This window comes from Pseudomonas sp. P135 (assembly GCF_020312125.1).
Taxonomy (GTDB): Bacteria; Pseudomonadota; Gammaproteobacteria; order Pseudomonadales; family Pseudomonadaceae; genus Aquipseudomonas; species Aquipseudomonas fragariae.
In genome coordinates, this window is the sequence record NZ_JAGPYR010000023.1 from 26,802 (window position 1) to 52,730 (window position 25,929).

Sequence of the window (25,929 nt, forward strand, 5' to 3'; positions counted from 1 at the left end):
CCTGCAACACGCTCGGACAGGACGCAGAGCGTCAGGAAAGGCATTCACATGCGGAGCGTGAGGAACGAGAGGTGTCCGGGAGAACACTTCTCGTGGCTATGCATGGGGCGAGCGCTATCGCGATCTGAAAGGGTCAGTCCAATCGCTGAAAATGCATCGCATGGACGCACCGTCTTCGCGAACAAGTTCGCTCCTACAAAAGCCCTGCTCTGCACTCATCGAGATTTTTATATAACGATGAGCGCCTGGCGTGAGAATGAACGTCAATCCGGTTTCGGGCCTGCTCTTACTTCTTCACACCCAGTTTCTTCAATTCCTCATCACGCAGCTCGCGACGCAGGATCTTGCCGACGTTGGTGGTTGGCAGCACGTCGCGGAATTCGACGCTGCGCGGCACTTTGTAGCCGGTCAGGTTGGCGCGCATGTGCGCCATGACCTGTTCCTTGGTCAGGGTAACGCCGGGTTTGGCCACCACGAAGACCTTGATGGTCTCGCCCGACTTCTCGTCCGGGACGCCGATCGCCGCGCACTGAAGCACGCCGGGAAGTGTCGCCAGTACGTCTTCCAGTTCGTTGGGGTACACATTGAAACCGGAGATCAGGATCATATCTTTCTTGCGATCGACAATCCGGATGTAGCCGTCAGGCTGGATGATCGCGATGTCGCCGGTCTTCAGCCAGCCTTCGCTGTCGATCATTTCATCGGTCGCTTCCTGGCGCTGCCAGTAGCCTTTCATGACCTGCGGCCCCTTGATGCACAGCTCGCCGGTTTCACCGAATGCCAGCTCATTGCCCGCATCGTCGATGACCTTGCACAGGGTCGACGGCACGGGAATGCCGATGCTGCCCATCTGCACGTACTGAGAAGGATTGACCGTGGCCACCGGACTGGTCTCGGTCATGCCATAGCCTTCGCAGACCTGGCAGCCCGTCACCTGCTTCCAGCGCTCGGCGGCGGCCTGCTGCAAGGCCATGCCGCCGGACAAGGTGACTTTCAACGCGGAGAAATCGAGGTTGCGGAAGCCGTCGCTATTGCACAGGGCCACGAACAGCGTGTTAAGACCGACAAAGCCGCTGAACTTCCATTTCGAAAGCTCCTTGACCATGGCCGGCAGGTCACGCGGGTTGCTGATCAGGATGTTGTGATTGCCAAGCAGCATCATCGCCATGCAATGAAAGGTGAAGGCGTAGATGTGATACAGCGGCAGCGGCGTGATGATGATTTCACAGCCTTCGTCCAGGTTGGACGCCATCAGCGCCCGGCATTGCAGCATGTTGGCGATCAGGTTGCGGTGCGTCAGCATTGCCCCCTTGGCCACCCCGGTGGTGCCGCCGGTGTACTGCAGCACGGCAACATCGGCGCTGCCGGGCGACACGTCGGTCACTGGCTGACCACGGCCCTTGCCCAGCACATCGTTGAATTTGATGGCCTTGGGCAAGTGATAGGCCGGAACCATTTTCTTCACGTACTTGATGACGCTGTTGATCAGCAAGCGCTTGAACGGTGACAGCATGTCGGCCACTTCGGTGACAATCACCTGCCTGATCTGCGTCCTGGGTACGACCTTCTCGGCCAGATGGGCCATGTTTGCCAGACACACCAGCGCCTTGGCACCGGAGTCATTGAACTGGTGTTCCATTTCCCGCGCGGTGTACAGCGGGTTGGTGTTGACCACGATCAGCCCGGCGCGAATCGCACCGAAGACGGCAATCGGGTACTGCAATACGTTGGGGAGCTGCACGGCGATACGGTCGCCCGGCTGCAGGTCGGTATGTTGCTGAATCCAGGCGGCAAACGCGCCGGACAGCTCATACAGCTCACCGTAGGTGATGGTCTTGCCCAGATTGCTGAACGCCGGCTTGTCGGCGAAGCGCTGGCAGGACTGCTTCAGGACCGCCTGGACGTTAGGGTACTCGTCGGGGTTGATATCGGCAGGGATACCGGACGGGTACTTGTCCTTCCAGAAGTTATCAATCATTCAGTCGGCTCCGTAGCGATAGCGAATTCTTCACATCGCCTGAAGCGATGATTTTCTTGTGCTTGGAATTATGCAGTAGACGCTTTTTCCGCTTTATGACTGATCAAAAAGCGCGCCGAGAGTAGCAGCTTTGCCAAACGTCGACTAGAGGCAGAAGCAGGCCGCACAGTCACCAATAAGACCAGAAAATCACATCTGGTCACTTTTAATGCATTTAATAAAAACCTCATCACTGCCTCAAAAGCACCGGACCAGAGCGGCCAGTCAGCATAATCGCCTGTTTCCGAAAAAAATCGACCCCGTTTGCAGCGGTCTGCGAACGGGGCCAGGTACACAGATGGAGACGATTAAAGGGTCAGGCGATGTCACGAAGCTCGCGGCGCAGAATCTTGCCCACCGGGGTCATCGGCAATGAATCACGCAGAACGATCTGCCTGGGCACCTTGTAGCCGGTGAAATTCTCTTTGCAGAAGGCCTTGAGCTCTTCAATGCTCAGCCCCGGGTCTCGCGCCACCACGAACAGCTTCACAGCCTCCCCCGAGCGCTCGTCTGGCACGCCGATACAGGCGCAGTTGGCGACTTTCGGATGAGCCATGACCACGTCTTCGATTTCGTTGGGGTAGACGTTGAAACCGGACACGATGATCAGGTCTTTCTTGCGGTCGACGATACTGACAAACCCGTCAGCGCCAATCACGGCAATGTCACCGGTCTTGAACCAGCCTTCGGCATCCAGGCACTCGGCCGTGGCATCAGGCTGGTTCCAGTAGCCTTTCATGACCTGCGGCCCCTTGATGCACAGCTCGCCACGCTCGCCGAAAGGCAACTCGACGCCATTGTCATCGATGACTTTCATGGCGGTGCCGGGCACGGGAATGCCCACGGCTCCCAGACGCGCCAGCGCGCCGTAGGGATTGGCACTGGCAACAGGCGACGTCTCGGTCAGGCCGTAACCTTCGACGATCGTGCAGCCGGTGATCTGCGCCCAGCGCTCGGCCGTGGCCTTGACCAGTGCAGTGCCGCCGGAGTTGGTGCTTTTCAGCGCCGAGAAATCCAGTTTTTTGAATTCCGGATGGTTCATGAGCGCCACGAACAGTGTGTTGAGGCCGATCATGGCAGTGAACTGCCACTTGCCCAGTTCCTTGATGAAGCCGCCGATATCGCGAGGATTGGTGATCAGGATGTTGTGATTGCCGCTGATCATCATGCACATGCAGTTCGCCGTGAACGCGTAGATGTGATAGAGCGGCAGCGGCGCGATCATCACCTCTTTGCCTTCTTCAAACAGCGATCCGCCTTGCGGCCCTTGCTGACGCATGCAGGCGTAGACCTGCTGCATGTTGGCGACCAGATTGCCATGGGTGAGCATCGCGCCCTTGGCCAGCCCCGTGGTGCCACCGGTGTACTGCAGAACGGCAACATCCTGCAGACCTCGCGGTACGACCTGCATGCGGCTGTCACGCCCCAGGCGCAGCGCCCGCTTGAAGCCGACGGCCTGAGGCAGATGGAATTCAGGGACCATCTTCTTGACCTTGTCGACGATGGTATTGACCAGCCAGCCCTTGGCCGCCGACTGCATGTCGCCCATTTTCACTTCGATCAGGTATTCGATGGCCGTGTCCGGCAGCACTTCCTGCACCAGCTTGCCGAACAGGTTGAGGTAAACCAGCGCCCGGGCACCGGAGTCCTTGAATTGATGGCGCATCTCGCGCGCGGTGTACAGCGGGTTGGTATTGACCACCGTCAGACCGGCACGCATCGCACCGAATACGGCGATCGGATACTGCAGGATATTGGGCATCTGTACGGCAATGCGGTCACCCGGCACCAGTTGCGTGTGCTGCTGCAAATACGCGGCGAAGGCGGCAGAGTGACGCTCGAGCTCCGCGTAGGTCAGCGTCACGCCCATGTTGCTGAACGCAGGTCGGTCGGCGAATTTCCTGCAGCAGCGCTCGAACACATCGACGACCGATTGGTAGGTCTGCAGATCCACCTCGGCGTCGACACCCGCCGGACGCTTGTCATCCCAGAAGTCAGCTTGCATTATTTTTATCCTTTTTCCCTGCATAGGTCTGGGCGGACGTTAGCAGTTAAAGTGCCGCAGGCAAATAATCGTCCGGGCCTCATCAGCAGCATGAATCTTGTCTCTGTTCAGACTGAAATCCGTCGCCGGCGATACACTGCCCAAGGCAATCGGGCTGGCAAAGACACTTGCCCGATAGCGCAATAGCTGTATTCACACAACGTTTGCTTATTATTTGCCTTGAATGTGATCCGGGGAGCGCCAGCAAGCGTCTGAATGATCTTGTCCGCGCATTGGCGGCGACAGGTCATCAAGTGTTACAAATCGAGGCCAGGTCGGATTGCACGAACCGGCGCGCTTCAATTCATTTTTATTGTCAGGACAGCCACATGACTCAAGTCACCAACACGCCTTACGAAGCCCTTGAAGTCGGTCAGACCGCCAGCTACAGCAAGACAGTGGAAGAGCGTGATATTCAACTGTTCGCCGCCATGTCCGGTGACCACAACCCGGTCCACCTGGACGCCGAATACGCCGCCAAGACCATGTTCAAGGAGCGTATTGCCCACGGCATGTTCAGTGGCGCGCTGATCAGTGCGGCGGTTGCGTGCGAGTTGCCTGGCCCCGGCACCATCTATATCGGTCAGCAGATGACCTTCCTCAAGCCGGTAAAACTGGGCGATACCCTGACTGTGCGCCTGGAAATCCTGGAAAAACTGCCGAAGTTCCGCGTGCGCATCGCCACCCGCGTTTTCAATCAGAACGATGAGCTGGTTGTAGACGGCGAAGCCGAGATTCTCGCCCCGCGCAAGCAGCAGACCGTCGACCTGACCGTATTGCCCGAGATCACTTTCGGCTGATACCGCGCACGGGCGTGCGCCACGCAGCGCGCATGCCCGACTCGCCAGTGGCCTGAACAAAAAATTCATGATGCACCCGGAACTGCTTTCCTGCGCTTTCCACTCAGGGAACCAGTAGCGCTCCCTTATCCGGGTCACGAATTGTTCATCCCACAGGCGGGGAAATCAGCCATGAATACGATCAACAGAAACTACTACCCCGTCTCCGGGATTCCTGCGCAGGACGCCCCGGCACAGACCGATCAACTGCAGCCCCAAGGCCAGGGCATCAAGCCGGGCCACAATAGCAACCTGATCGACTTCGGCCTGACACAGCAGGCCAATGGCCCGCACTCCTCGCTGAATACCCTGGGCTCCAGAGTCCAGCCGACTGACACGAACACGTCTTCAAATATGCCGGGTGGCAACGGTGAGCAGGTACTGAACAAACTTGTGCAAGCGATCCGCAACATCCTCAACAACCTGCTCTCGCTGCTGGAAGGAAATCTACACAACGGCTCTGGGCCTGCACAGCCTCAACGCGATCAGACGCCGACGCTCGCTCAATCGCCCTCTTCCGCCTCCCCTTCCTCGTCGCCGCCTTCAACACCTCAGGGCAACGCAGAAAAACCCTTTGTGGTGCAGAACGATCACCCTTCAGAAAAACCTGTATCACTGCAAAAGAATACAGAGCCGACGTCCGCTGCGCCGTCACAAACAGCACCCCGGACGACCGAGCGAAGCAGTGCCACCCCAGACAAGACACCCGCCAGACCCGATGCGGTAAACCCGGCAGTGGTCCATGACCTTGCGCTGCCGAAAACTTCGACGGACACCACCGCCAAACCCGATAACACGGTTAACGCAGCCAAAACCGCGACCCCGGCCGCGCATGGCCAGGGCGCGGACATGTCCGGCATCATGGGTTTCGCCAAAGAGGCCAACACCACCGGCGGTAACGGCGGCGAAGTCGTCACGGTCAATACCGTGGCGGACCTCAAGAAGTACATGGAGGACGACAAAGCCCGCACCGTCAAACTGGGGGCCAACCTGTCTGCCGACAGCAAGGTGACCATCAACTTTGGCGCCAACAAGACCCTGCTGGGCACCGACAAGGGCAACAGCCTGCACAACATCTACCTGGCCAGCGGCAAGACCGCCAGCAATGACATCTTCCAGAACCTGAACTTCGACCACGACAGCCGTTATCGCGAAAACGGTGACATGCAGATGTTCATCAGCAGCGGTCAGAAATACTGGATCGACCACAACACCTATTCAGGCACCAAGGATCAGAACGCCAAAGGCCTGGACAAGCTGCTGTATGTCGGCGGGACGGCAGACAACGTCAGCCTGACCAACTCTAAATTCCAGAACAACGAATACGGCGTGATTCTTGGTCAGCCGGACGACTCCGCTCAAGCCAAGGCCGAGTACAAGGGCTACCCGCGCATGACCATCGCCAACAATGTGTTCAGCAACCTTGATGTTCGCGCACCCGGCCTGATGCGTCATGGGCAATTTGATGTGCTCAACAACTCGATCGACAACTTCCATCTTGGCTTCACCGCGACGGGGGATGCGACCATCCTTTCGCAGGACAACTATTTCGCGAAAGGCGTGGATGTTTCCGACAAGGCCAGCAACTCCGGCGTGCTGGATGACTATGGCGATGCGCACTTCAAGGACATCGGCAGCAATGTCAGCTTCACCCAGAAGTCAGCGGTGACCGCGTGGACGCCGAGCTATCAGCGCGACATCAAGACCGCCGAAGCCGCCAGAGCCTATGACCAGGCCAATGCCGGCGCCAAAACCGTGAGCTGATAGCGCGCGGCGCTCGATGCAGGGCGCGGCATGCAGACGAAAAAAAGGGCGACCGAAGTCGCCCCAAGTGCCTTGCGTGCTCATTGAATGCGTGCAGGCGCGTGTCCGCCCACAGCGCATTCGATGGAGCAAGATTAAGGCAGCGTGCATAAAGACGAGTTGATCCAGATCAGCTGTTGTAAAACCAAACTGATCAGATCAAGGGTGTGGCGGCGGGATCAGCGCTTTTTAGGCTTTTTGCCGGACTTTTTCTGCTTGCCCAACGGCATGGCCTGCTCGAAGGCATTGCGTACTTCATTGAGGCGCTTGTCATTCAGATCGTGGATACGCTTGGCGCGCTCGGCACCCAGGTCGATCAGTTGTGCATCGTCGCTCATGGCTTGCGGTTCTCGAACACGGGGAATCAGGACCAATAATGCTCAATCGCGGCAGCCCTGACCAGTCCCGTGACCCGCACAGACATGGGCAGTGCAGCGATCAGATCTGAATATCCACCCAAAGCCCCTGGCGCGGCTCATCGTCGATGAGCGGTACGACGGGTACAGTGTTGTCGGCGTTCAGCGAGTCACCCGGAACCACCAGCCCCTGGTATTCCTCGGCTTCTGCACCGCCATGAGCCTGTTGCTGTTGCTGCTGGCGCTGTTGCTCTTCACGCAACAGCAACGCGCTGCGCTCAGTATCTTCATTGCGCAGATCGATGGAGGTCTCGCTGGAGCTCTGCTGAACCGGCGCTACAGGCGGAATGTCCGGCATGCGTTTGGCCGGATCCAGCTGTGATGTCACAGGCACCACACTTAACGGAAGCATAGGTTGCAGCATGGTTTTATCTCCTCTTACCGGGGTGTCGGCCGTGCACGAGGCAACTTGAACCGGGCTGAAATAGCCAGTAGTGGTTTATAAGATCTTTTTTGACCCCTCTCAGTGAAATAAGTGTCATGGAACCAAAAATTCGATAGGTTCCGGCGCTGACCATGAGTTTTTTCACGCCGCCTTTGGCCTTCGGGGCGCGTTCCGTTAACATACTCAGCTTTTTCAAGCGGGAGACAGGCAGCATGGCGCAGCAGTATCAACCGGGGCAACGCTGGATTAGTGACAGCGAAGCCGAGCTGGGTTTGGGCACCGTTCTGGCACAGGACGGCCGCTTGTTGACCGTGCTCTATCCGGCCACTGGCGAAACACGTCAGTACGCACTGCGTAACGCGCCGCTGACCCGCGTGCGCTTCTCCCCTGGCGACGTGATCACGCACTTCGAAAACTGGAAAATGACCGTTCGCGAAGTCGACGATGTCGATGGCCTGCTGGTCTACCACGGCCTGAACGCGCAGAACGAACTGGTCACGCTGCCGGAAACCCAGTTGTCGAACTTCATCCAGTTCCGCCTGGCGACCGACCGTCTGTTCGCCGGCCAGATCGACCAGTTGTCGTGGTTCTCGTTGCGCTACAACACGCTCGAGCACACCAGCCGCCAATTGCAGTCCTCGCTCTGGGGCCTGGGTGGCGTGCGCGCACAGCCTATCGCCCACCAGTTGCACATCGCTCGTGAAGTTGCAGACCGCATCGCGCCACGCGTTCTGCTGGCCGACGAAGTGGGCCTGGGTAAAACCATCGAAGCCGGCCTGGTGATCCATCGCCAACTGCTGTCGGGCCGCGCCAGCCGCGTACTGATCCTGGTCCCGGAAAACCTCCAGCACCAGTGGCTGGTGGAAATGCGTCGCCGCTTCAACCTGCAGGTCGCACTGTTCGACGCCGAGCGCTTCATGGAAAGCGATGCCGGCAACCCGTTCGAAGATACCCAGCTCGCGCTGGTTGCCCTGGAATGGCTGGTCGAAGACGAAAAAGCCCAGGACGCCCTGTTTGCGGCAGGCTGGGACCTGATGGTGGTTGACGAAGCGCACCACCTGGTCTGGCACGAAGACAAGGCCAGCCGCGAATATTCGCTGGTCGAACAGCTGGCCGAAGTCATTGCTGGCGTACTGCTGCTGACCGCGACGCCGGAACAACTGGGCCAGGACAGCCACTTTGCCCGTCTGCGCCTGCTGGACCCGAACCGTTTCCACGACCTCAAGGCCTTCCGTGCCGAGAGCGAGAACTATCGCCCGGTGGCTCAGGCCGTTCAGGAGTTGCTCGACAAGGGCAAGCTGTCCGCAGCAGCACAAGAGACCATTCACGGCTTCCTGGGTGCCGAAGGCGATTCGCTGCTGGCCGCGGTGAATACCGGCGACGAAGAAGCCAAATCGCGTCTGATTCGCGAACTGCTCGACCGTCATGGCACCGGCCGCGTTCTGTTCCGCAACACCCGCGCCGCGGTGCAGGGCTTCCCGGAGCGCAAGCTGCATCAATACCCGCTGCCCTGCCCCGTCGAATACCTCGAATTGCCGGTCGGCGAGCACGCCGATCTTTACCCGGAAGTCAGCTTCCAGTCGCATTCGGACGTCAGTGAAGAAGAGCGCTGGTGGCGCTTCGACCCACGCGTCGACTGGCTGATCGATACCCTGAAAATGCTCAAGCGCGTCAAGGTGCTGGTGATCTGTGCCCACGCCGAAACCGCCATGGACCTGGAAGACGCGCTGCGTGTGCGTTCCGGCATTCCTGCCACGGTGTTCCACGAAGGCATGAACATTCTCGAGCGCGACCGTGCGGCGGCCTATTTTGCAGACGAAGAGTTCGGCGCCCAGGTGCTGATCTGTTCGGAAATCGGCAGCGAAGGCCGCAACTTCCAGTTCTCCCACCATCTGGTCCTGTTCGATCTGCCGTCGCACCCGGACTTGCTGGAGCAGCGTATCGGGCGTCTGGACCGGATCGGCCAGAAGCACACCATCGAGCTGCACGTGCCTTTCCTGGAAACCAGTCCGCAGGCCCGCCTGTTCCAGTGGTATCACGAAGCGCTCAACGCGTTCCTCAATACCTGCCCGACCGGCAACGCCCTGCAGCATCAGTTCGGCCCGCGCCTGCTGCCGCTGCTGGAAAGCGGTGACGACGACGAGTGGCAAACCCTGATCAATGAAGCCCGCAGCGAACGCGAGCGTCTGGAAAGCGAACTGCACACCGGTCGCGACCGCCTGCTGGAGCTCAATTCCGGCGGCGCTGGCGAAGGTGAAGCGCTGGTCGAAGCAATCCTCGATCAGGACGATCAGTTCAGCCTGCCGATCTACATGGAAACCCTGTTCGACGCGTTTGGCATCGACAGCGAGGACCATTCGGAAAACGCCCTGATCCTCAAACCGAGTGAAAAGATGCTCGACGCCAGCTTCCCGCTGGGCGACGACGAAGGCGTGACCATTACCTACGACCGCAACCAGGCGCTGTCCCGAGAGGACATGCAGTTCATCACCTGGGAGCACCCGATGGTGCAAGGCGGCATGGACCTGGTGCTGTCCGGCTCGATGGGCAACACCGCCGTGGCACTGATCAAGAACAAGGCGCTCAAGCCGGGCACCGTTCTGCTCGAACTGATCTACGTCAGCGAAGTGGTTGCGCCTCGTTCTCTGCAGCTGGGACGTTATCTGCCGCCTGCCGCGCTGCGCTGCCTGCTCGACCCGAATGGCAACGATCTGGCCAGCCGTGTGTCGTTCAACACGCTCAATGATCAGCTCGAAAGCGTGCCCCGTGCCAGCGCCAACAAGTTCATCCAGGCCCAACGTGACCAACTGACCCCGAGGATCAACGCGGGCGAAGAGAAAATCATGCCGAAACACGCCGAGCGCGTCGCCGAAGCGCAGCGTCGCCTGGCAGCCGACACCGAAGAAGAACTGGCCCGCCTGACGGCATTGCAAGCGGTCAACCCGACCGTGCGCGACAGTGAACTGGTGGCTCTGCGCACTCAACGTGAACAGGGTCTGGCCATGCTTGAAAAAGCGGCCCTGCGTCTGGAAGCGATCCGGGTACTGGTCGCAGGCTGAAGGCCGGTTACACACCCGCCTGCCACGCCCATGCACCGCATGGGCATGGCGCTCCTGCTCAGGCTATGACGCAGAGCGTCATGAAAGGCATTCCCACGCTGGAGCGTGAGGAACGATGTGTACCGTAACCACGCCCCTGCCCCGCGATATCCGCCCCCCTATCATGCCCATGCGCCGCATGGGCATCGCGCTCTTGCTCCCGCTATGACGCAGAGCGTCATGAAAGGCATTCCCACGCTGGAGCGTGAGGAACGATGTGTACCGTAACCAAGCCCATGCTCCGCGATATCCGCAACACCCCCTATCGTGCGCCTGTTCCCGATATCCGCAACACCCCCTATCGTGCCCATGCTCCGCGTGGGTATGTCTTTCCGGACGCTCTGCGTCCTCCCAATCATAGCGTCCAAACGCGCCAGCCATCACTTTGATGCCAAATTGGCACCTCGTGTATTGGCAGGTTGTAAACAGCTTCTATACTCAGCTTACAACGCCAGGCTTTCAGCCCTGGCGCCCTTGCAGTGAGAATAGGGCAAGCTATGGATTGGCTGGGTTTGAACGTATTCGCTGACCCACCAGCGGACGTGAAATTATTGATCGACTGTAGTCACAACCTGTTTCTGGTCGCGCTGGCTTACGGCGTGGCCTGTGCTGCGTGCTTTGCCACGCTGGATATTGCGGACCGTGTCATCCAGGTCGACGCCCTCAAAAGCCGTCGCCTCTGGAAAGCGCTGGGCGCGTTGTGCCTGGCCGGTGGCGTGTGGGCGATGCACTTCATCAGCATGCTGGCCTTTCAGGCACCGCTCAAAATCGCTTACGACCTCTCCATCACGCTGATTTCCCTGCTGATCGTATTGATTACCGCATTGGTGGCCATGCGAGCACTGACAGTCCCGGAACTGACTCTGAGACGCTGCCTGATCAGCGCGGTGGTGATGGGGGTCGGCATCAGCGTCATGCACTACCTGGGCATGTCGGCCATGCGCTCCACTGCCACGCAGTACTACGAGCCGCGGATGTTCGCCCTGTCGATTCTGGTCGCAGTCCTCTCCAGCATTGCGCTCCTGACACTGCCGCGGCACTTGCGCCAGTACAACGGCATGTTTCATCAGATGTTCCGATATGCGGTCAGCCTTCTGCTGGGCGCGGGCCTGTTGACCATGCACCTGATGGGCATGAAGGCGCTGCGGCTGGTGATCCCGGAAGGCACTGAGCTGCACGGGCCCGCCACCGAAAACAGCCAACAGCTGGGGCTGACCATCGCGGCCATCGCCCTGCTGATCATCGCCGGCAGCATCAGTGCGGCAATGGCTGACAAGAAACTGCAAGGCAAGGAGCATGACCTGCAGCGGGTCAATGCACTGCTTACCCAGCTGGATCAGGCACGCGTCTCGCTTCAGCAGGTTGCGCATTACGACCCGCTGACCAATCTGATCAACCGCCGCGGTTTCAATCAGATCTTCGCCGAGAAGCTGCAGGAGCACACTTACAACAACGGCATGCTCGCAGTGATGTTCCTCGACATCGACCACTTCAAGCGCATCAATGACAGCCTGGGCCATGATGCGGGTGACGAGCTGCTCAAAGTGATAGCCGACCGCATCCGTGGTGCTACCCGGGTTCAGGACGTGGTAGCGCGCTTCGGCGGCGATGAATTCTGCATCCTGCTGAGCATTCCGGACTACGAAGAGGCACGACACCTGGCCCATCGAGTCATGCAAAAAATGAAAGAGACCATCGCGCTGGCAGGAAGACGCATGGTCATGACCACCAGTATCGGTATTGCCGTGTTCCCGCGTGACGGTTCGACCTGCGATGAGCTGCTCAAGCACGCGGACCTCGCGCTCTACCAGTCCAAGGATAAAGGGCGCAACGGCGTCAACTTCTTCAACCCGGCGCTCAAGACCAAGGCCAGTCTGGAGCTGCAACTGGAAGAAGAACTGCGCAATGCCCTGCGCGAAGGCACGGGGCTGCAGGTGTACTACCAGCCTATCGTCGACATGCGCACCGGCCACGTTGCCAAGCTCGAGGCGCTGGTGCGCTGGAATCATCCGCACCACGGCCTGCTGGTACCCGCCCGCTTCATCGGCATTGCCGAGGCCAACGGCCTGATTGCCGAACTGGATAACTGGGTGCTGCGCCGTGCCTGTCACGACCTGCGCACTCTGCATCAGGAAGGGCTGGAACAGCTGATCATCTCGGTCAACTGCTCAGCGCTGACGCTGGGCCGCAACGAGTTGGTCGAAGAGGTTGAACGGGCGCTGGCCGATGCTGACGCAGCGCCTGGACGGCTGGAACTGGAGGTCACCGAAAATGCCTTGATGGGCAACATCAGCAACACCATCCTGATGCTCAAGCACATTCGCAGCCTGGGTGTTTCCCTGTCGATCGACGACTTCGGCACGGGTTACTCGTCGCTCGCCTATCTCAAGCGGCTGCCACTGGACACGCTGAAGATCGATCGTTCGTTCATTATCGACATTCCCCAGTCACCGCAGGATATGGAAATCGTTCAGGCAATCCTCGTCATGGCGCATACCCTGCGCTTGAAAGTCGTGACGGAGGGCGTCGAAACCCAGGCTCAGCTGGAGTTTCTCAGGCAGTTTGGCAGTGATTACGTACAAGGTTATATGTTCAGCAGGCCTCAGCCGCTGGAGCGAATCCTGCCCCTCGCCAGACAGATGAATGAGCGTGAGGCCAGCTTGCAGTGGTCTGCCCTGCCACCACCGTATGCCCACGGACCTGACATCGGGATACCAGAAGCATCGGATGTGTTCGCCGAACTGTCTGACAGTGACGATTTCGCCAGTCACAGACCTGTTCGCACCTGAAGCGGCGCTGCACGGAACCATCGCCGAAAAGCCAGCACAGCCCGCTGAAACCGCCACCTCGAAAGGTGTGGTTTTACGCTACGCGGGCTGCCAAAGAGTTACCTTCCAACTCACCCGGGAAAACCGCAAGGCACTTAACTGGTGCGCAAATCATTCCTGCGCCCTGTTTTGAATCAATACCCAGGGTGCCACTACTACAGCCCACAGCATTGGATCTGTCTCCACCAGCTCAAGCGCCTTGGTTTCAGACACCTTGCCAACCTGCCCTTCAGCCAGCCATGCAGACACCCTGGCTGCATCATTTTCGGCCACTGCCTCGGCGACTTCGATCAAATCCAGAGGCAGCTCGACCCACAACAGGGCACCCTTGGCAAAGAATGGTTGCAATTCAGTCCAGGTGATTGAGGCCGTTTCGCCAAGCAGTTTGGCATAGAGGGTGCTAGGTTCTTGCGTCATGGGTTTCACCAAAAAGAAAATCGGCGCAATGATAGCGCCGAGTTTCCCACCGGCAAGCCCAGAAGCAGGCGATTTATCGCAGGGAAGTGCAGATAACCTTATGGATCTGAAGTGATTTCAGACACTCAAGCGGTTCGATTCTGTAACTTTCTTTCGATTAGGCGACACGCACAGGTTTGTCCCCGGACGCCCGGCTTTCCAAGCCCGCGAACGGCGCTCTAAACTGTTCCGGTACAGTTGGCGGTGCGGGACAACCGGTGATCGAATCGGTCCTGGAGCCTTGGCCATCAGGATTATAAAAACTACAACGCAAGAGTGGAGCATCATGACTAAGGGTACCAATAAGCTTTCAAGGCTGTTTGCCGCACTGGTTATGGCGGGGGTTGCCAGCCATTCGTTCGCAGCTGACACCATCAAGATCGGCATTGCCGGCCCCAAGACCGGCCCTGTCGCCGAATACGGCACCATGCAGTTCAATGGCGCCAGGATGGCCATCGAGCAGATCAACGCCAAAGGCGGCGTAGATGGCAAAAAGCTTGAAGCCGTCGAATATGATGACGCCTGCGATCCGAAACAGGCCGTTGCGGTCGCCAACAAGGTGGTCAACGACGGCGTGAAATACGTGGTCGGCCACCTCTGCTCCAGCTCCGCCCAGCCAGCCTCCGACGTTTACGAAGACGAAGGCATCATCATGGTGACCCCGGCTGCCACCAGCCCGGAAATCACCGCGCGCGGCTACAAACTGGTGTTCCGCACCATCGGTCTCGACAGCGCCCAGGGTCCGGCCGCTGGCAACTACATTGCCGACGTCGCCAAGCCGAAAATCGTTGCAGTGATCCACGACAAGCAGCAGTACGGCGAAGGTATCGCGACAGCCGTCAAGCAAACGCTGGAGAAAAAAGGCGTCAAGGTTGCACTGTTCGAAGGCATCAACGCTGGCGACAAGGACTTCGCCTCGCTGATTCAAAAACTCAAGCAGGCCAACGTCGACTTCGTCTACTACGGCGGCTACCACCCTGAGCTGGGCCAGATCCTGCGCCAGTCCAAGGAAAAAGGCCTGAACGCCAAGTTCATGGGCCCTGAAGGCGTCGGCAACGAGTCGATCTCGCAAATTGCTGGCGAAGCTTCCGAAGGCCTGCTGGTCACCCTGCCAAAATCCTTCGACCAGGACCCGGCCAACCAGGCGCTGACCGAGGCCTTCAAGGCCAAGAGTCAGGACCCGAGCGGCCCGTTCGTGTACCCGTCCTACTCCGCCGTACAGGTCATTGCTGACGGCATCGCGGCCGCCAAGTCCGAAGACACCACCAAGGTGGCTGCTGCCATCCACGCCGGTACCTTCAAGACGCCAATGGGCGAGCTGAGCTACGACGAAAAAGGTGACCTGAAGAACTTCCAGTTCGTGGTCTACGAGTGGCACTTCGGCAAGCCCAAGACCGAAGCCGCCAAATAAGCTGCTTGCGTTAACCCTCAAAGCCCACTGCCAGCGCAGTGGGCTTTGTTTTACGAATCCAGGCCCGTACGCAGGTTTCGGCGACCCGAACTGTATTCACGAGGCCCCCTGAAAATCTTAAAACCGTCAATAGCGGTTCCTTGACAGCGCAACAGGCTACGCATCGACAGAATGCCACCCCGGCGCACGTCAGAGAAATGCAGATCAGGTTTTTAGGAGCGCGGTAAATGCCCGAGTTATTCCACTACATGCAGCAGCTGGTCAATGGCCTGACCATTGGCAGTACGTATGCATTGATCGCCATCGGTTACACGATGGTGTACGGCATCATCGGAATGATCAACTTCGCCCATGGCGAGGTGTACATGATCGGTTCCTATGTCGCTTTCATGGCACTCGCCGGTCTGGCGATGCTGGGTATTCACAGCCTGCCGCTGCTGATGATTGCCGGTTTTGCCGCTGCGATCATCGTGACCAGTGCCTACGGATACAGCATCGAGCGTGTGGCCTACCGTCCGTTGCGCAATAGCAACCGTCTGATCCCCCTGATTTCTGCGATCGGCATGTCGATCTTTCTGCAGAACTCGGTCCAGCTTTCCCAGGGCTCCGGCAACTTCGCCATCCCCAACCTGCTGCCCGGCAGCCTCTCGTTCGGGCCCGGTGGTGCGCAGGAAGTGCTGATTTCCTACATGCAGATCGTGGTGTTCGTCGTCACCCTGCTGGCCATGACCGGCCTGACCCTGTTCATCTCCCGCTCGCGAATGGGTCGCGCCTGCCGCGCCTGCGCCGAGGACATGAAGATGGCCAATCTGCTGGGGATCAACACCAACAACATCATCGCCCTGACCTTCGTGGTCGGTGCTGCACTGGCCGCCGTCGCCGCCATGCTACTGAGCATGCAATACGGCGTGATCAACCCCAACGCCGGTTTCCTCGTCGGCCTGAAAGCCTTCACGGCTGCGGTATTGGGCGGTATCGGTTCGATCCCGGGTGCCGTGCTCGGTGGTCTGGTGCTGGGCGTCGCCGAAGCCTTCGGTGCCGACATTTTTGGTGATCAGTACAAGGACGTCGTGGCTTTCGGCCTGCTGGTCCTGGTGCTGCTGTTCCGACCGACCGGCATTCTGGGTCGTCCGGAGGTTGAGAAAGTATGAGCAAGTCTTTCAAACAGGCGCTGTTCAGCGCCGCACTGGTCTGGGCTGTGGCCTACCCGGTGTTCGGCCTGAAGCTGGCCTTTTCCGGCGTCACCCTGCAAGTGCAGAACGCCAGCCCGCTGACCCTGACCATCATTGCCGTGTGTTCGGTCCTGCTGTGTCTGCGCGTATTGTTTGCCGAGCAGATCAGCGGCCTGCGTCGCGGCTCCGACAAACCGCTGATCCCGCAAAAAACCAGCGACTTCCTGACCCAGCCGAAAACCCAGCGCTGGGGCCTTGCGGCGCTCATCGTGCTGGCCTTCATCTGGCCATTCTTCGGGTCGCGCGGTGCGGTGGACATTGCCACGCTGATCCTGATCTACGTGATGCTCGGCCTTGGCCTGAATATCGTGGTCGGCCTGGCAGGTCTGCTTGACCTGGGCTATGTCGGTTTCTATGCGGTCGGCGCCTACAGCTATGCCCTGCTGTCGCACTATTACGGGCTCGGCTTCTGGATCTGCCTGCCGATCGCGGGGTTGATGGCGGCGCTGTTCGGGTTCCTGCTGGGCTTTCCGGTGTTGCGTCTGCGCGGCGACTATCTGGCCATCGTGACGCTGGGGTTCGGCGAGATCATCCGCATCTTCCTGCGCAACCTGACCGATATCACCGGCGGTCCGAACGGCATCAGCAACATCGAAAAGCCGACCTTCTTCGGCCTGACTTTCGAGCGCAAGGCTGCTGAAGGCATGCAGACCTTCCACGAGTTCTTCGGCCTGCCGTACAACTCGATCAACAAGGTCATCTTCCTCTACCTGATCGCCCTGCTGCTGGCACTGGCGGCGTTGTTCGTCATCAATCGCCTGCTGCGCATGCCGATCGGCCGGGCCTGGGAAGCCTTGCGCGAAGACGAAATCGCCTGTCGCGCACTGGGTCTGAACCCGACCGTGATCAAGCTCTCGGCCTTCACCCTTGGCGCTGCGTTCGCAGGTTTCGCAGGCAGCTTCTTTGCTGCACGTCAGGGTCTGATCACCCCGGAATCGTTCACCTTCATCGAGTCGGCAATCATCCTGGCCATCGTGGTGCTGGGTGGCATGGGCTCGCAACTGGGCGTGATCCTGGCGGCCATCGTGATGATCCTGTTGCCTGAGCTGATGCGTGAGTTCAGTGACTACCGCATGCTGATGTTCGGCGCGCTGATGGTGCTGATGATGATCTGGCGTCCACAAGGCTTCCTGCCGATGCAACGCCCCGAAATGAAATTGAAAGCGGAGCTGCCGAAATGAGCCGCCCATTACTGCAAGCCACCGGCTTGAGCATGCGTTTTGGCGGCCTGCTGGCGGTCAATGGCGTTGCCCTGACCGTCAATCAAGGGCAGGTCGTATCGATGATCGGCCCCAATGGCGCAGGCAAGACGACAGTTTTCAACTGCCTGACCGGGTTCTACCGGCCGAGCGCGGGCACGATTCTGCTCGACGGTGAGCCGATCCAGGGCCTGGCTGGTCACCAGATCGCGCGCAAGGGCGTGGTGCGTACCTTCCAGAACGTGCGCCTGTTCAAGGACATGACCGCCGTGGAAAACCTGCTGGTTGCCCAGCACCGGCATTTGAACACCAACTTCCTGTCCGGCCTGTTCAAGACGCCCGCGTTTCGCCGCAGCGAACGTGAAGCCATGGACTACGCCGAGCACTGGCTTGAGGCGGTCAACCTGCGTGAATTCGCCAATCGCCCTGCCGGGACGCTGGCCTATGGTCAGCAACGCCGCCTGGAAATCGCCCGCTGCATGATGACGCGTCCGCGCATTCTGATGCTCGACGAACCGGCAGCGGGTCTGAACCCCAGGGAAACTGATGATCTGAAAGCGCTGATCGGCGTGTTGCGCAGCGAGCACAACGCGACGGTCCTGCTGATCGAGCATGACATGAAACTGGTGATGAGCATTTCCGACCACATTGTGGTGATCAATCAGGGCACGCCTCTGGCCGATGGCACGCCGGAGCAGATTCGTGACAATCCCGATGTGATCAAAGCCTACCTGGGGGAAGCGTAAATGCTGCAGTTCGAAAACGTTTCCACCTTCTACGGCAAGATCCAGGCGCTGCACAGCGTCAACGTGGAAGTACGCCAGGGTGAGATTGTCACCCTGATCGGCGCCAATGGCGCGGGCAAGTCCACCCTGCTGATGACCCTGTGCGGCTCGCCGCGCGCCCACAGCGGCAGTATTCGCTACATGGGCGAGGAACTGGTCGGGCTGGAGTCGTCGATCATCATGCGCAAGAGCATTGCCGTGGTGCCGGAAGGCCGTCGGGTATTTGCGCGCCTGACCGTTGAAGAGAACCTGGCAATGGGCGGTTTCTTCACGGAAAAGGAGGATTATCAGGAACAGATGGACAAGGTCCTGCAGCTTTTTCCACGCCTCAAGGAACGCTTCAATCAGCGCGGCGGCACCATGTCCGGTGGCGAACAACAGATGCTGGCCATCGGTCGCGCACTGATGAGCAAGCCCAAGCTGCTGTTGCTGGACGAGCCTTCACTGGGTCTGGCGCCGATCATCATCCAGCAGATTTTCGAGATCGTCGAACAGCTGCGCCGCGATGGGGTGACGGTGTTTCTGGTCGAACAGAACGCCAACCAGGCCCTGAAAGTCGCTGATCGCGCCTACGTACTGGAAAACGGCCGCGTGGTCATGCAAGGCACAGGCGAAGAACTGCTGGTCGATCCGAAAGTGCGGGACGCGTATCTGGGCGGCTAAGCGCACGCCACGTCCGGAGAGGCCGAAACGGTTTTGCAGGAGCGAATCGGCCGACGCTTCGCCTGTTCGCGAAGGCGTTCGTTTAAACGATGTATTTTCGTCGAACAAAACGGCCCTTTCGCGAACACGTTCGCTCCTACTGTCAGAGTCAGGCCTGCACGATAGTCAAAGCCACTGCTCGCGCGATAAGCATCCCGCCCCTTGTGATGCACCTCCAGTCTGAGTAACGTGGCGGCACCTGTCTGGAGACCACATCATGTTTGCTGCCCGTTCCGTCCTCGTATTTGCTCTTCTACCGCTGTTTGCCGGGTGTCAGTTGCTCGGTAAACAGACCGAGGAACCGAAGGTTTCCACGGCGGGCATGCTCCGCATGCAGGGCGATCTGACCGGGGAGAACGGCCAGTTGCTGTTCAAGCCGTGTAACGAGCAGCGTCGCTACGTGGTCAAGGATCGCGGCAACACCGGCATTCTGCAGGAGGCGGCCTCGCTGGCGGACAGCAAGGGCACGGTGTTTGCCGATCTGCGCGGCAGCTTTGCCGCGAGCAAGGCGGCCAACAGTGACGGTCAGCTGGACCTGCATCAGCTGTACCGCGTCGAACGTCCAGGCCAGGCCTGTGAAGACCTCAACTTCAAACGCCTGACATTGCACGTCAATGGCAACAAACCCGCCTGGAACGTCAATGTCAGCGGCAAGGGCATGGTTCTGGAGCGCGAGGGCGTCGCGCCACTGGCGTTGCCCTACGTGGAAGAGAAGCTGCCGGACGGCAGTTTCAGCGTCAGCAGCGAAGCCAACAACCAGCGTATCGAGATATGGGTCGCACCACAGCGCTGCGTCGACAGCGTCGACGGCTCGGTGCAACACCTCACCGCAGAGCTGCGCATCAACGGCCAGGCCCAGCGTGGCTGCGGTTATTACGGCGGTTCACGCGACGACTGATCGCCCAGGCTCGCCGCCAAAGGGGTTCAGCGCTTATAATCGCCGGTTCTTGTAGTGCTGTCGGGCTGAACCTGCGGCCCGAAAACTGGACCCCTTAATGTTACGAATCACCGAACTCAAGCTGCCGATCGATCATCCGGAAGAAGACCTGCGCGTTGCGCTCTTGAAGCACCTGGGTATCGACAGCGGCGAACTGCTGGACTTTACCCTCTTCAAACGCAGTTACGACGCGCGCAAAAAGTCTTCCGAGCTGTGCTTCATCTACACCATCGACTTCCAGGTCAAGGATGAAGAGGCACTGTTGCGCAAGCTGGCCAACGACCGCCACGTCGGCCCGGCACCTGATGTCAGCTACAAAGTCGTCGGTCACGCTCCCGAGGGGCTGACAGAGCGCCCGATCGTCGTAGGTTTCGGGCCCTGCGGTATCTTTGCCGGGCTGCTGCTGGCGCAGATGGGCTTCAAGCCGATCATCCTCGAGCGCGGCACCGAAGTTCGTCAGCGCACCAAGGACACCTGGGCGCTGTGGCGCAAAAACGTACTCAACCCCGAGTCCAACGTGCAGTTTGGCGAGGGCGGTGCCGGGACCTTTTCCGACGGCAAGCTTTACAGCCAGATCAAGGACCCGAAATTCATCGGCCGCAAGGTGCTGCACGAGTTCGTGAAGGCCGGCGCGCCGGAAGAAATCCTCTATGTCAGCAAACCGCATATCGGCACGTTCCGCCTGACCGGTGTGGTCGAGAACATGCGCCATCAGATCGAAGCGCTGGGCGGCGAAGTGCGCTTTCAGCAGCGCGTGACCGACGTGATGATCGAGGACGGCCAATTGCTGGGCGTGCAGCTGGACAGCGGCGAACAGCTCGAGTCCCGGCACGTGATTCTGGCGCTGGGCCACAGTGCCCGTGACACCTTCCGCATGCTGCACGGCCGTGGCGTGTTCATGGAAGCCAAGCCGTTCTCGGTGGGCTTCCGCATCGAACACCCGCAATCGTTGATCGACCGCGCGCGACTGGGCAAATATGCCGGTCACCCGAAGCTCGGCGCAGCCGATTACAAACTGGTGCACCACGCCAGCAACGGCCGCTCGGTCTACAGCTTCTGCATGTGCCCTGGCGGCACGGTCGTGGCAGCCACGTCAGAGCCCGGCCGAGTGGTCACCAACGGCATGAGCCAATACTCGCGCAACGAGCGCAATGCCAACTCGGGCATCGTGGTCGGTATCTCGCCGGAACAGGACTACCCGGGCAGCCCGCTGGCCGGTATCGAATTGCAGGAGCGTCTGGAGTCTCACGCCTATCTGCTCGGCGGCAGCAGTTACGAGGCCCCTGCGCAACTGGTCGGCGACTTCATTGCCGGCAGGGCCTCGACAGCCCTGGGCAGCGTTGAACCGTCCTACAAGCCGGGCGTGAAGCTTGTGGACCTTGCCGAGGCTCTGCCCGCCTTTGCCATCGAAGCCATTCGTGAAGCCCTGCCTGCGTTCGACAAGCAGATCAAAGGCTTCTCGCTGCACGACGCCGTCCTGACCGGCATCGAAACCCGTACCTCGGCACCGCTGCGCATTACCCGCGGGCCGACTATGCAGAGCCTGAACACCAAAGGCCTTTACCCGGCCGGTGAAGGCGCTGGCTATGCGGGCGGGATTCTCTCGGCTGGCGTGGACGGCATTCGGGTGGCCGAAGCGCTGGTGCGGGACATGCTGGGGATCGAGGGCTGAGCCCAGGGTGACTATCGTTCCCGCGATCCGTGCGGGAATGTATTTCGTGACGCGCCGCGTCACACATAAAAGCTGCGGTTCACCGTCAGGATCGGACGCGGAGCGTCCAGAACTGCATGCCAACGCAGAGCATTGGTACGATATTCACGCGCCATGCCTGGCGCACCAATAAAAAACCCCGAGCATTGCGGCTCGGGGTTTTGCTGTGCGGTGTTGCAGATCAGTGGGTAACGCGGCTGGTGCCGTTGACGCTCATGATACGCACGCGCTCGCCGACCCGGAAAATCTCGTTTTCCTGAACCTGCTGCACGTAGGCACGCATGCTGCCGTCGTCCTCACGCACGGTGATCTCGACACCTTGCGTACGGGTCAGGCCTTCCTCGGTCGCCGAACCCAGCAAACCACCGGCCACTGCGCCGATCACCGCTGCCACGATACTGCCGCGACCACCGCCGATGGCGCTACCGCCCACACCACCAACGACTGCACCCGCCGCGCCGCCGATCGGGGTCTTGGTGCCCTCGATCTTGACCGGACGCAAGGATTCGATCGTCCCCATGCGAACTGTCTGTACGGTCCTGGCCTCGTCACGGGAGTAGGAATCACCGGTCAGATTCGAGGTACAGCCGCCCAGCGTCAGAGCCATGGCAGTGAACGAAGCAACCAGAAGAGCAGACTTGCGCATAAAAGGAATCTCCAGAGGAATCAGTGGCCATTAGACTACCCGACAAAGGTGCTGTCACGGCCCCGAGCCTGCAAATTAAATTGATTCAGGCCTCATACAGCCATAGCCCGTATAACGCTCAGACGATTGGCCAAACGAATAATTCAATCAGGGTGCAAGGCGCTCACGTGTCCATCTGTCGTCTATCAAACGATAGTTCAAACGGTCGTGAAGTCGACTGGAGCGACCCTGCCAGAACTCGATTCGCTCGGGCAAAAGACGATAGCCACCCCAGTGCTCGGGGCAGTGTGGCTGGGTGTCTGCGAAGCGTTGTTCCGTCTGTCTGATCAGGCCTTCCAGTTCGTCGCGATCCGCGATTACACGACTCTGTGGCGAGGCCCATGCCCCCAGACGACTGCCCAGGGGGCGCACCTGGTAATAAGCGTCGGACTCTTGCGCAGAGACTTTCTCGACCCGCCCCTCGATACGCACCTGGCGCTCCAGTGTCGGCCAGAAGAAAGTCATCGCGGCAAATGGACGGGCAGCCAGTTGCTGGCCCTTGGCGCTTTCGTAGTTGGTGAAAAACGTGAAACCCTGAGTGTCGAGGCCCTTGAGCAGCAAGACGCGGCAATGTGGACGTCCTTCCTCATCAACCGTCGCCAATGTCATGGCGTTAGCCTCGACAGGCGGCTGCTCGGTGTTCACCGCATCGGCGAACCATGCATGGAAGAGTGCAAAGGGCTCGTCCGGCGATTGCGCTTCGGTCAACCCGTCGCGCGTGTAATCACGGCGCATATCGGCCAGGGTCTGGGTCATGGTCTGGTTCCTGCGAGGGCACGGATCGACTCCACGCGAAGCGTCAGTGACGATCCGCGTGGGTGCTGACAGGCTTAGTTACTGGCCTGGCTGTCATCCTTCTTGGCGGGCGTTGTGCTCTTGGCCGGAGCCTTGGCCGCCGCTTTGGTCGCTGCCGGCTTCTTGGCCGCTGCGGTGGTCTTGGCTGGCGCGGCCTTCTTGGCGGTGCTGGCCTTGGCCGGTGCAGCTTTCTTGGCGGTGTCTTTCTTCGCAGCGGCTTTCTTGGCCGGTGCGGCGGCAGGTGCCGGAGCAACCGGCTTGACGTCCTGGGTAGCAACCATGGTCGGCGCCACTGGCGGCAGTGCATAGCGGCTCATCAGCGCGCGCATGGTGTCCTGCGGCGTCATGAGAATCTCGACCCGGCGGTTGAGCGCACGACCCTGCAGGCTGTCGTTGGCGGCGCGCGGCATCACCGCACCCATGCCACGCTGGCTGAGGCGGTTACGCTCCAGGCCACTGAGACGGAAAATCGCGGCAACCGACTGCGCGCGTTCCTGGCTGATCTTCTGGTTGGCGTCGGTAGGACCCGACGTGTCGGCATGACCGAGAATCAACACGGCAGTTTTCTGATCGCCTTCGACCACCTTGGCCAGACGGGTGATCGGACCCAGCGTGTTGGGCAGCAGCATGGCTGGACGGTCAGGGTTGAACGAGCTGTCGACTGGCGCGGTGATTGCCAGCAGGTCTTCGCGGCGCTCCAGCTGGAACGGGCTGTCCTTGATTGCAGCGCGCAGGCGCGGCTCGTACTCGTCCAGCCACGCCTGGGTCACTTTCGGATCAGGCATCGGCAGCGCTTTAGGCTCGTCCTTGGCGGAGTCGTTGCCAAACGGCCACCACCACTTGGTGTCGGTTTCCGACTTGGCGACCATCGACGGCGCCGCTGGCTTGGCTGCCGGTTTGTCGGCAACGGCATCAGGTTTGGCCTGAGCACTGTCGCTGGAGCCGAACGGCCAGTACCACGGCGCGCTGTTTTCAGCACCCGTCGCAGGTGGCGGCGTTGCAGCAGCCTTGGCAACCGGAGCGGGCGCCGGGCTCGGTGCCGGAGCCTTGGCAGCGGTGCCTGCGTCAGCGGACTCGCTGCCGGAACCGAACTGCCACCAATGGCCTCCGGTTGCAGCAGAGTCGGATTGTGGGGTTTGGGCACAGCCGGTCACGGCGATGCACAGGGCGAGAACGAGGCTTTTATTAGACGACATGGGTAACCCGCAACGGTTTTTGATCAGACAGAAGGACGTAACTACGCCGGTATAACATGCATAAAGATGCAGTTGGAAAAAGAAACCGTCGTACGGTTCCTGTTACAGCCATTTAACTGACAGTCGGTATGAAACAAGCACTTATAGCCGATACTTACTGCAAACACTCACGCAGAACCCCGACCAGTTTCTGAGCGCGTGGGTCCATCAGAATGTAGGGCCCCAACGTATTGGTAACGAAGCCAAAGGCAACCTCGTGATCGGGATCGGCAAACCCTACCGAACCGCCCGCCCCCGGATGGCCAAAGGCCTTGGGCCCCAGGCCGTAAGTCGCATTGGCAACGCCCGGCTGATCGAGCATGCAGCCCAGTCCCAGACGGGTCGAGGTCAGTAATGTCTTGTCCTGACCGAGGCTGTGTTCACGGGTCAGCTCGCTGAGCATGTCTGCTTCAAGCAGGCTGCCATCGAGCAAACCGTTATAGAAACCGGCAAGACTGCGCGCATTGCCGTGGCCGTTGGCCGCCGGTTGCTGCATGCGCCGCCACTCCGGCTTGTTGGTGCTGGTCATGATCGACGGCGGGTTGGTAAACGCCTTGGCGGTGATCGAAGCCGGCTCGCGCATCGTCGCCTGCAGCACGCGCTGGGCAGCGTCGTCACCGGCATTGCCTTTGCCACGCGCGATGTGGGCAACGCGATGAAACTGGTCATCGGCCAGGCCCACATGAAAATCCAGCCCCAGCGGGCGGGCAATACGCGCCGCAATGGACTCCCCCGGGCCTCGGCCATCGGCGCGGCGCAGCATCTCGCCCACCAGCCAGCCATAGGTGATCGCCGCATAACCATGCCCCTGGCCCGGGGTCCACCAGGGCTCTTCGGCTGCCAGGGCGGCGGTCATGGTGTCCCACTGGTAAAGCGCTTCGGCAGGCAACGGTTCACGCAACGCGGGCAGGCCGGCCTGATGGCAGAGCAATTGGCGAAGAGTGATAGAGGCCTTGCCCGCCGCGGCGAATTCGGGCCAGAGCCTGGCCACGGGTTCGTCCAGCTTCAACTTGCCCTCTTCGACCAGTTGCAGAACGGCCACGCTGGTGAAGGTCTTGGTGCAAGAGAACAGGTTGAGAATAGTGTCGGTGTGCCACGCCTCGGCACCGTCCTTGTCGGCGGTGCCCGCCCACAGATCGATGACGGTCTGGCCGCCGACCTGAATGCACAAGGCAGCGCCGCGCTCCTGAGGGTCGTCAAAGAGCGCCGCAAAGGCTTCACGTACTGCTTCGAATTGAAGTTCGTAATGACCCTGGATCTGCAACGGCTGACTCCTGACTGCAACATGAGCCTGGCGACAGGCTAAACGGCCCGTATTGTTTCAGTGATCGAGCGCTTTGGGAACAGATGT

Annotated in this window: 20 protein-coding genes and 1 pseudogene; 12 read left to right on the plus strand and 9 right to left on the minus strand. The window is 59.9% G+C overall.

What is annotated here, in order from left to right; all coding sequences use genetic code 11:
- Nucleotides 1-286: 286 nt before the first annotated feature.
- A complete protein-coding gene (fadD1, locus tag KBY08_RS23845) occupies nt 287-1,978 on the minus strand; it encodes a long-chain-fatty-acid--CoA ligase FadD1 (protein ID WP_032656728.1) in 1,692 nt (563 codons plus the stop codon).
- A 355-nt stretch (nt 1,979-2,333) separates the two neighbouring features.
- Nucleotides 2,334-4,022 carry a long-chain-fatty-acid--CoA ligase FadD2 gene (gene fadD2, locus KBY08_RS23850; RefSeq protein WP_111522721.1) on the minus strand — a complete coding sequence of 563 codons (1,689 nt, stop codon included), beginning with the start codon at nt 4,020-4,022 and terminating at the stop codon, nt 2,334-2,336.
- A 368-nt stretch (nt 4,023-4,390) separates the two neighbouring features.
- Here fadD2 and KBY08_RS23855 point away from each other — a divergent pair, with 368 nt between their 5' ends.
- Entirely contained in the window at nt 4,391-4,861 is a 471-nt protein-coding gene (locus tag KBY08_RS23855) for a MaoC family dehydratase (RefSeq protein ID WP_003402365.1), read from the plus strand.
- A gap of 171 nt (nt 4,862-5,032) precedes the next feature.
- A complete protein-coding gene (locus KBY08_RS23860) occupies nt 5,033-6,664 on the plus strand; it encodes a type III helper protein HopAK1 (RefSeq protein WP_032656730.1) in 1,632 nt (543 codons plus the stop codon).
- Nucleotides 6,665-6,882: 218 nt separating this feature from the next.
- Here KBY08_RS23860 and KBY08_RS23865 read toward each other — a convergent pair whose 3' ends face one another.
- Together KBY08_RS23865 and KBY08_RS23870 are read right to left on the minus strand one after the other, a co-directional pair.
- Complete coding sequence (locus KBY08_RS23865; RefSeq protein ID WP_011268687.1) at nt 6,883-7,041, minus strand: hypothetical protein; 159 nt, start codon at nt 7,039-7,041, stop codon at nt 6,883-6,885.
- Nucleotides 7,042-7,141: 100 nt separating this feature from the next.
- On the minus strand, nt 7,142-7,483 hold the full coding sequence (locus KBY08_RS23870) for a hypothetical protein (protein ID WP_011268688.1): 342 nt from the start codon (nt 7,481-7,483) through the stop codon (nt 7,142-7,144).
- A 233-nt stretch (nt 7,484-7,716) separates the two neighbouring features.
- Here KBY08_RS23870 and rapA point away from each other — a divergent pair, with 233 nt between their 5' ends.
- The gene (rapA, locus tag KBY08_RS23875; protein ID WP_024640262.1) at nt 7,717-10,563 is read left to right on the plus strand and encodes an RNA polymerase-associated protein RapA; all 2,847 of its coding nucleotides are present in this window, start codon (nt 7,717-7,719) and stop codon (nt 10,561-10,563) included.
- Nucleotides 10,564-11,099: 536 nt separating this feature from the next.
- Nucleotides 11,100-13,391: a putative bifunctional diguanylate cyclase/phosphodiesterase gene (locus KBY08_RS23880; RefSeq protein ID WP_096127399.1), complete on the plus strand. Its 2,292-nt coding sequence runs from the start codon at nt 11,100-11,102 to the stop codon at nt 13,389-13,391.
- Nucleotides 13,392-13,541: 150 nt separating this feature from the next.
- Here KBY08_RS23880 and KBY08_RS23885 read toward each other — a convergent pair whose 3' ends face one another.
- Nucleotides 13,542-13,847 (minus strand): DUF2288 domain-containing protein, encoded by a 306-nt coding sequence (locus KBY08_RS23885; RefSeq protein WP_003402356.1) that lies wholly within the window; start codon nt 13,845-13,847, stop codon nt 13,542-13,544.
- On the opposite strand from KBY08_RS23885, the pseudogene KBY08_RS23890 reads away from it, so the two are divergent.
- The 8 genes and pseudogenes from KBY08_RS23890 to KBY08_RS23925 form a co-directional block, all read left to right on the plus strand.
- Nucleotides 13,846-14,097: pseudogene (locus KBY08_RS23890) on the plus strand (hypothetical protein); the annotation flags it as partial. The gene KBY08_RS23885 and the pseudogene KBY08_RS23890 overlap by 2 nt on opposite strands.
- A 75-nt stretch (nt 14,098-14,172) precedes the next feature.
- Nucleotides 14,173-15,297, plus strand: coding sequence for a branched-chain amino acid ABC transporter substrate-binding protein (locus KBY08_RS23895; RefSeq protein ID WP_024641387.1), 1,125 nt, complete (start codon nt 14,173-14,175; stop codon nt 15,295-15,297).
- 227 nt (nt 15,298-15,524) lie between these two features.
- On the plus strand, nt 15,525-16,448 hold the full coding sequence (gene livH, locus KBY08_RS23900; protein ID WP_010432468.1) for a high-affinity branched-chain amino acid ABC transporter permease LivH: 924 nt from the start codon (nt 15,525-15,527) through the stop codon (nt 16,446-16,448).
- Nucleotides 16,445-17,710 carry a high-affinity branched-chain amino acid ABC transporter permease LivM gene (locus tag KBY08_RS23905; protein WP_111522722.1) on the plus strand — a complete coding sequence of 422 codons (1,266 nt, stop codon included), beginning with the start codon at nt 16,445-16,447 and terminating at the stop codon, nt 17,708-17,710. The genes livH and KBY08_RS23905 overlap by 4 nt, the downstream gene beginning before the upstream one ends.
- A complete protein-coding gene (gene livG, locus KBY08_RS23910; RefSeq protein ID WP_011268695.1) occupies nt 17,707-18,474 on the plus strand; it encodes a high-affinity branched-chain amino acid ABC transporter ATP-binding protein LivG in 768 nt (255 codons plus the stop codon). The genes KBY08_RS23905 and livG overlap by 4 nt, the downstream gene beginning before the upstream one ends.
- On the plus strand, nt 18,475-19,176 hold the full coding sequence (locus KBY08_RS23915) for an ABC transporter ATP-binding protein (RefSeq protein WP_003402343.1): 702 nt from the start codon (nt 18,475-18,477) through the stop codon (nt 19,174-19,176). It abuts the gene before it with no gap.
- 256 nt (nt 19,177-19,432) lie between these two features.
- Entirely contained in the window at nt 19,433-20,113 is a 681-nt protein-coding gene (locus tag KBY08_RS23920; RefSeq protein ID WP_003314432.1) for a COG3650 family protein, read from the plus strand.
- A gap of 97 nt (nt 20,114-20,210) precedes the next feature.
- Complete coding sequence (locus tag KBY08_RS23925) at nt 20,211-21,824, plus strand: NAD(P)/FAD-dependent oxidoreductase (protein ID WP_003402342.1); 1,614 nt, start codon at nt 20,211-20,213, stop codon at nt 21,822-21,824.
- A gap of 220 nt (nt 21,825-22,044) precedes the next feature.
- Here KBY08_RS23925 and KBY08_RS23930 read toward each other — a convergent pair whose 3' ends face one another.
- From KBY08_RS23930 to KBY08_RS23945, 4 genes are all read right to left on the minus strand, one after another.
- Nucleotides 22,045-22,509 carry a glycine zipper 2TM domain-containing protein gene (locus tag KBY08_RS23930; RefSeq protein ID WP_003314430.1) on the minus strand — a complete coding sequence of 155 codons (465 nt, stop codon included), beginning with the start codon at nt 22,507-22,509 and terminating at the stop codon, nt 22,045-22,047.
- Nucleotides 22,510-22,656: 147 nt separating this feature from the next.
- Nucleotides 22,657-23,304 (minus strand): pyridoxamine 5'-phosphate oxidase, encoded by a 648-nt coding sequence (pdxH, locus tag KBY08_RS23935; RefSeq protein WP_003402338.1) that lies wholly within the window; start codon nt 23,302-23,304, stop codon nt 22,657-22,659.
- Nucleotides 23,305-23,378: 74 nt separating this feature from the next.
- Entirely contained in the window at nt 23,379-24,539 is a 1,161-nt protein-coding gene (locus KBY08_RS23940) for an OmpA family protein (protein ID WP_011268698.1), read from the minus strand.
- A 154-nt stretch (nt 24,540-24,693) separates the two neighbouring features.
- Nucleotides 24,694-25,842, minus strand: coding sequence for an EstA family serine hydrolase (locus tag KBY08_RS23945; protein WP_024661126.1), 1,149 nt, complete (start codon nt 25,840-25,842; stop codon nt 24,694-24,696).
- Nucleotides 25,843-25,929 lie beyond the last annotated feature (87 nt).

Excerpts from the sequence above, each read along its gene's own strand:
- KBY08_RS23905 (WP_111522722.1), top strand. The coding sequence starts at position 16,445 with ATGAGCAAGTCTTTCAAACAGGCGCTGTTCAGCGCCGCACTGGTCTGG.
- KBY08_RS23930 (WP_003314430.1), bottom strand. The coding sequence starts at position 22,509 with ATGCGCAAGTCTGCTCTTCTGGTTGCTTCGTTCACTGCCATGGCTCTG.
- fadD2 (WP_111522721.1), bottom strand. The coding sequence starts at position 4,022 with ATGCAAGCTGACTTCTGGGATGACAAGCGTCCGGCGGGTGTCGACGCC.
- rapA (WP_024640262.1), top strand. The coding sequence starts at position 7,717 with ATGGCGCAGCAGTATCAACCGGGGCAACGCTGGATTAGTGACAGCGAA.
- KBY08_RS23855 (WP_003402365.1), top strand. The coding sequence starts at position 4,391 with ATGACTCAAGTCACCAACACGCCTTACGAAGCCCTTGAAGTCGGTCAG.
- pdxH (WP_003402338.1), bottom strand. The coding sequence starts at position 23,304 with ATGACCCAGACCCTGGCCGATATGCGCCGTGATTACACGCGCGACGGG.
- KBY08_RS23880 (WP_096127399.1), top strand. The coding sequence starts at position 11,100 with ATGGATTGGCTGGGTTTGAACGTATTCGCTGACCCACCAGCGGACGTG.
- livH (WP_010432468.1), top strand. The coding sequence starts at position 15,525 with ATGCCCGAGTTATTCCACTACATGCAGCAGCTGGTCAATGGCCTGACC.
- KBY08_RS23895 (WP_024641387.1), top strand. The coding sequence starts at position 14,173 with ATGACTAAGGGTACCAATAAGCTTTCAAGGCTGTTTGCCGCACTGGTT.
- KBY08_RS23925 (WP_003402342.1), top strand. The coding sequence starts at position 20,211 with ATGTTACGAATCACCGAACTCAAGCTGCCGATCGATCATCCGGAAGAA.
- KBY08_RS23865 (WP_011268687.1), bottom strand. The coding sequence starts at position 7,041 with ATGAGCGACGATGCACAACTGATCGACCTGGGTGCCGAGCGCGCCAAG.
- KBY08_RS23885 (WP_003402356.1), bottom strand. The coding sequence starts at position 13,847 with ATGACGCAAGAACCTAGCACCCTCTATGCCAAACTGCTTGGCGAAACG.
- KBY08_RS23870 (WP_011268688.1), bottom strand. The coding sequence starts at position 7,483 with ATGCTGCAACCTATGCTTCCGTTAAGTGTGGTGCCTGTGACATCACAG.
- KBY08_RS23920 (WP_003314432.1), top strand. The coding sequence starts at position 19,433 with ATGTTTGCTGCCCGTTCCGTCCTCGTATTTGCTCTTCTACCGCTGTTT.
- KBY08_RS23915 (WP_003402343.1), top strand. The coding sequence starts at position 18,475 with ATGCTGCAGTTCGAAAACGTTTCCACCTTCTACGGCAAGATCCAGGCG.
- livG (WP_011268695.1), top strand. The coding sequence starts at position 17,707 with ATGAGCCGCCCATTACTGCAAGCCACCGGCTTGAGCATGCGTTTTGGC.
- KBY08_RS23860 (WP_032656730.1), top strand. The coding sequence starts at position 5,033 with ATGAATACGATCAACAGAAACTACTACCCCGTCTCCGGGATTCCTGCG.
- fadD1 (WP_032656728.1), bottom strand. The coding sequence starts at position 1,978 with ATGATTGATAACTTCTGGAAGGACAAGTACCCGTCCGGTATCCCTGCC.
- KBY08_RS23940 (WP_011268698.1), bottom strand. The coding sequence starts at position 24,539 with ATGTCGTCTAATAAAAGCCTCGTTCTCGCCCTGTGCATCGCCGTGACC.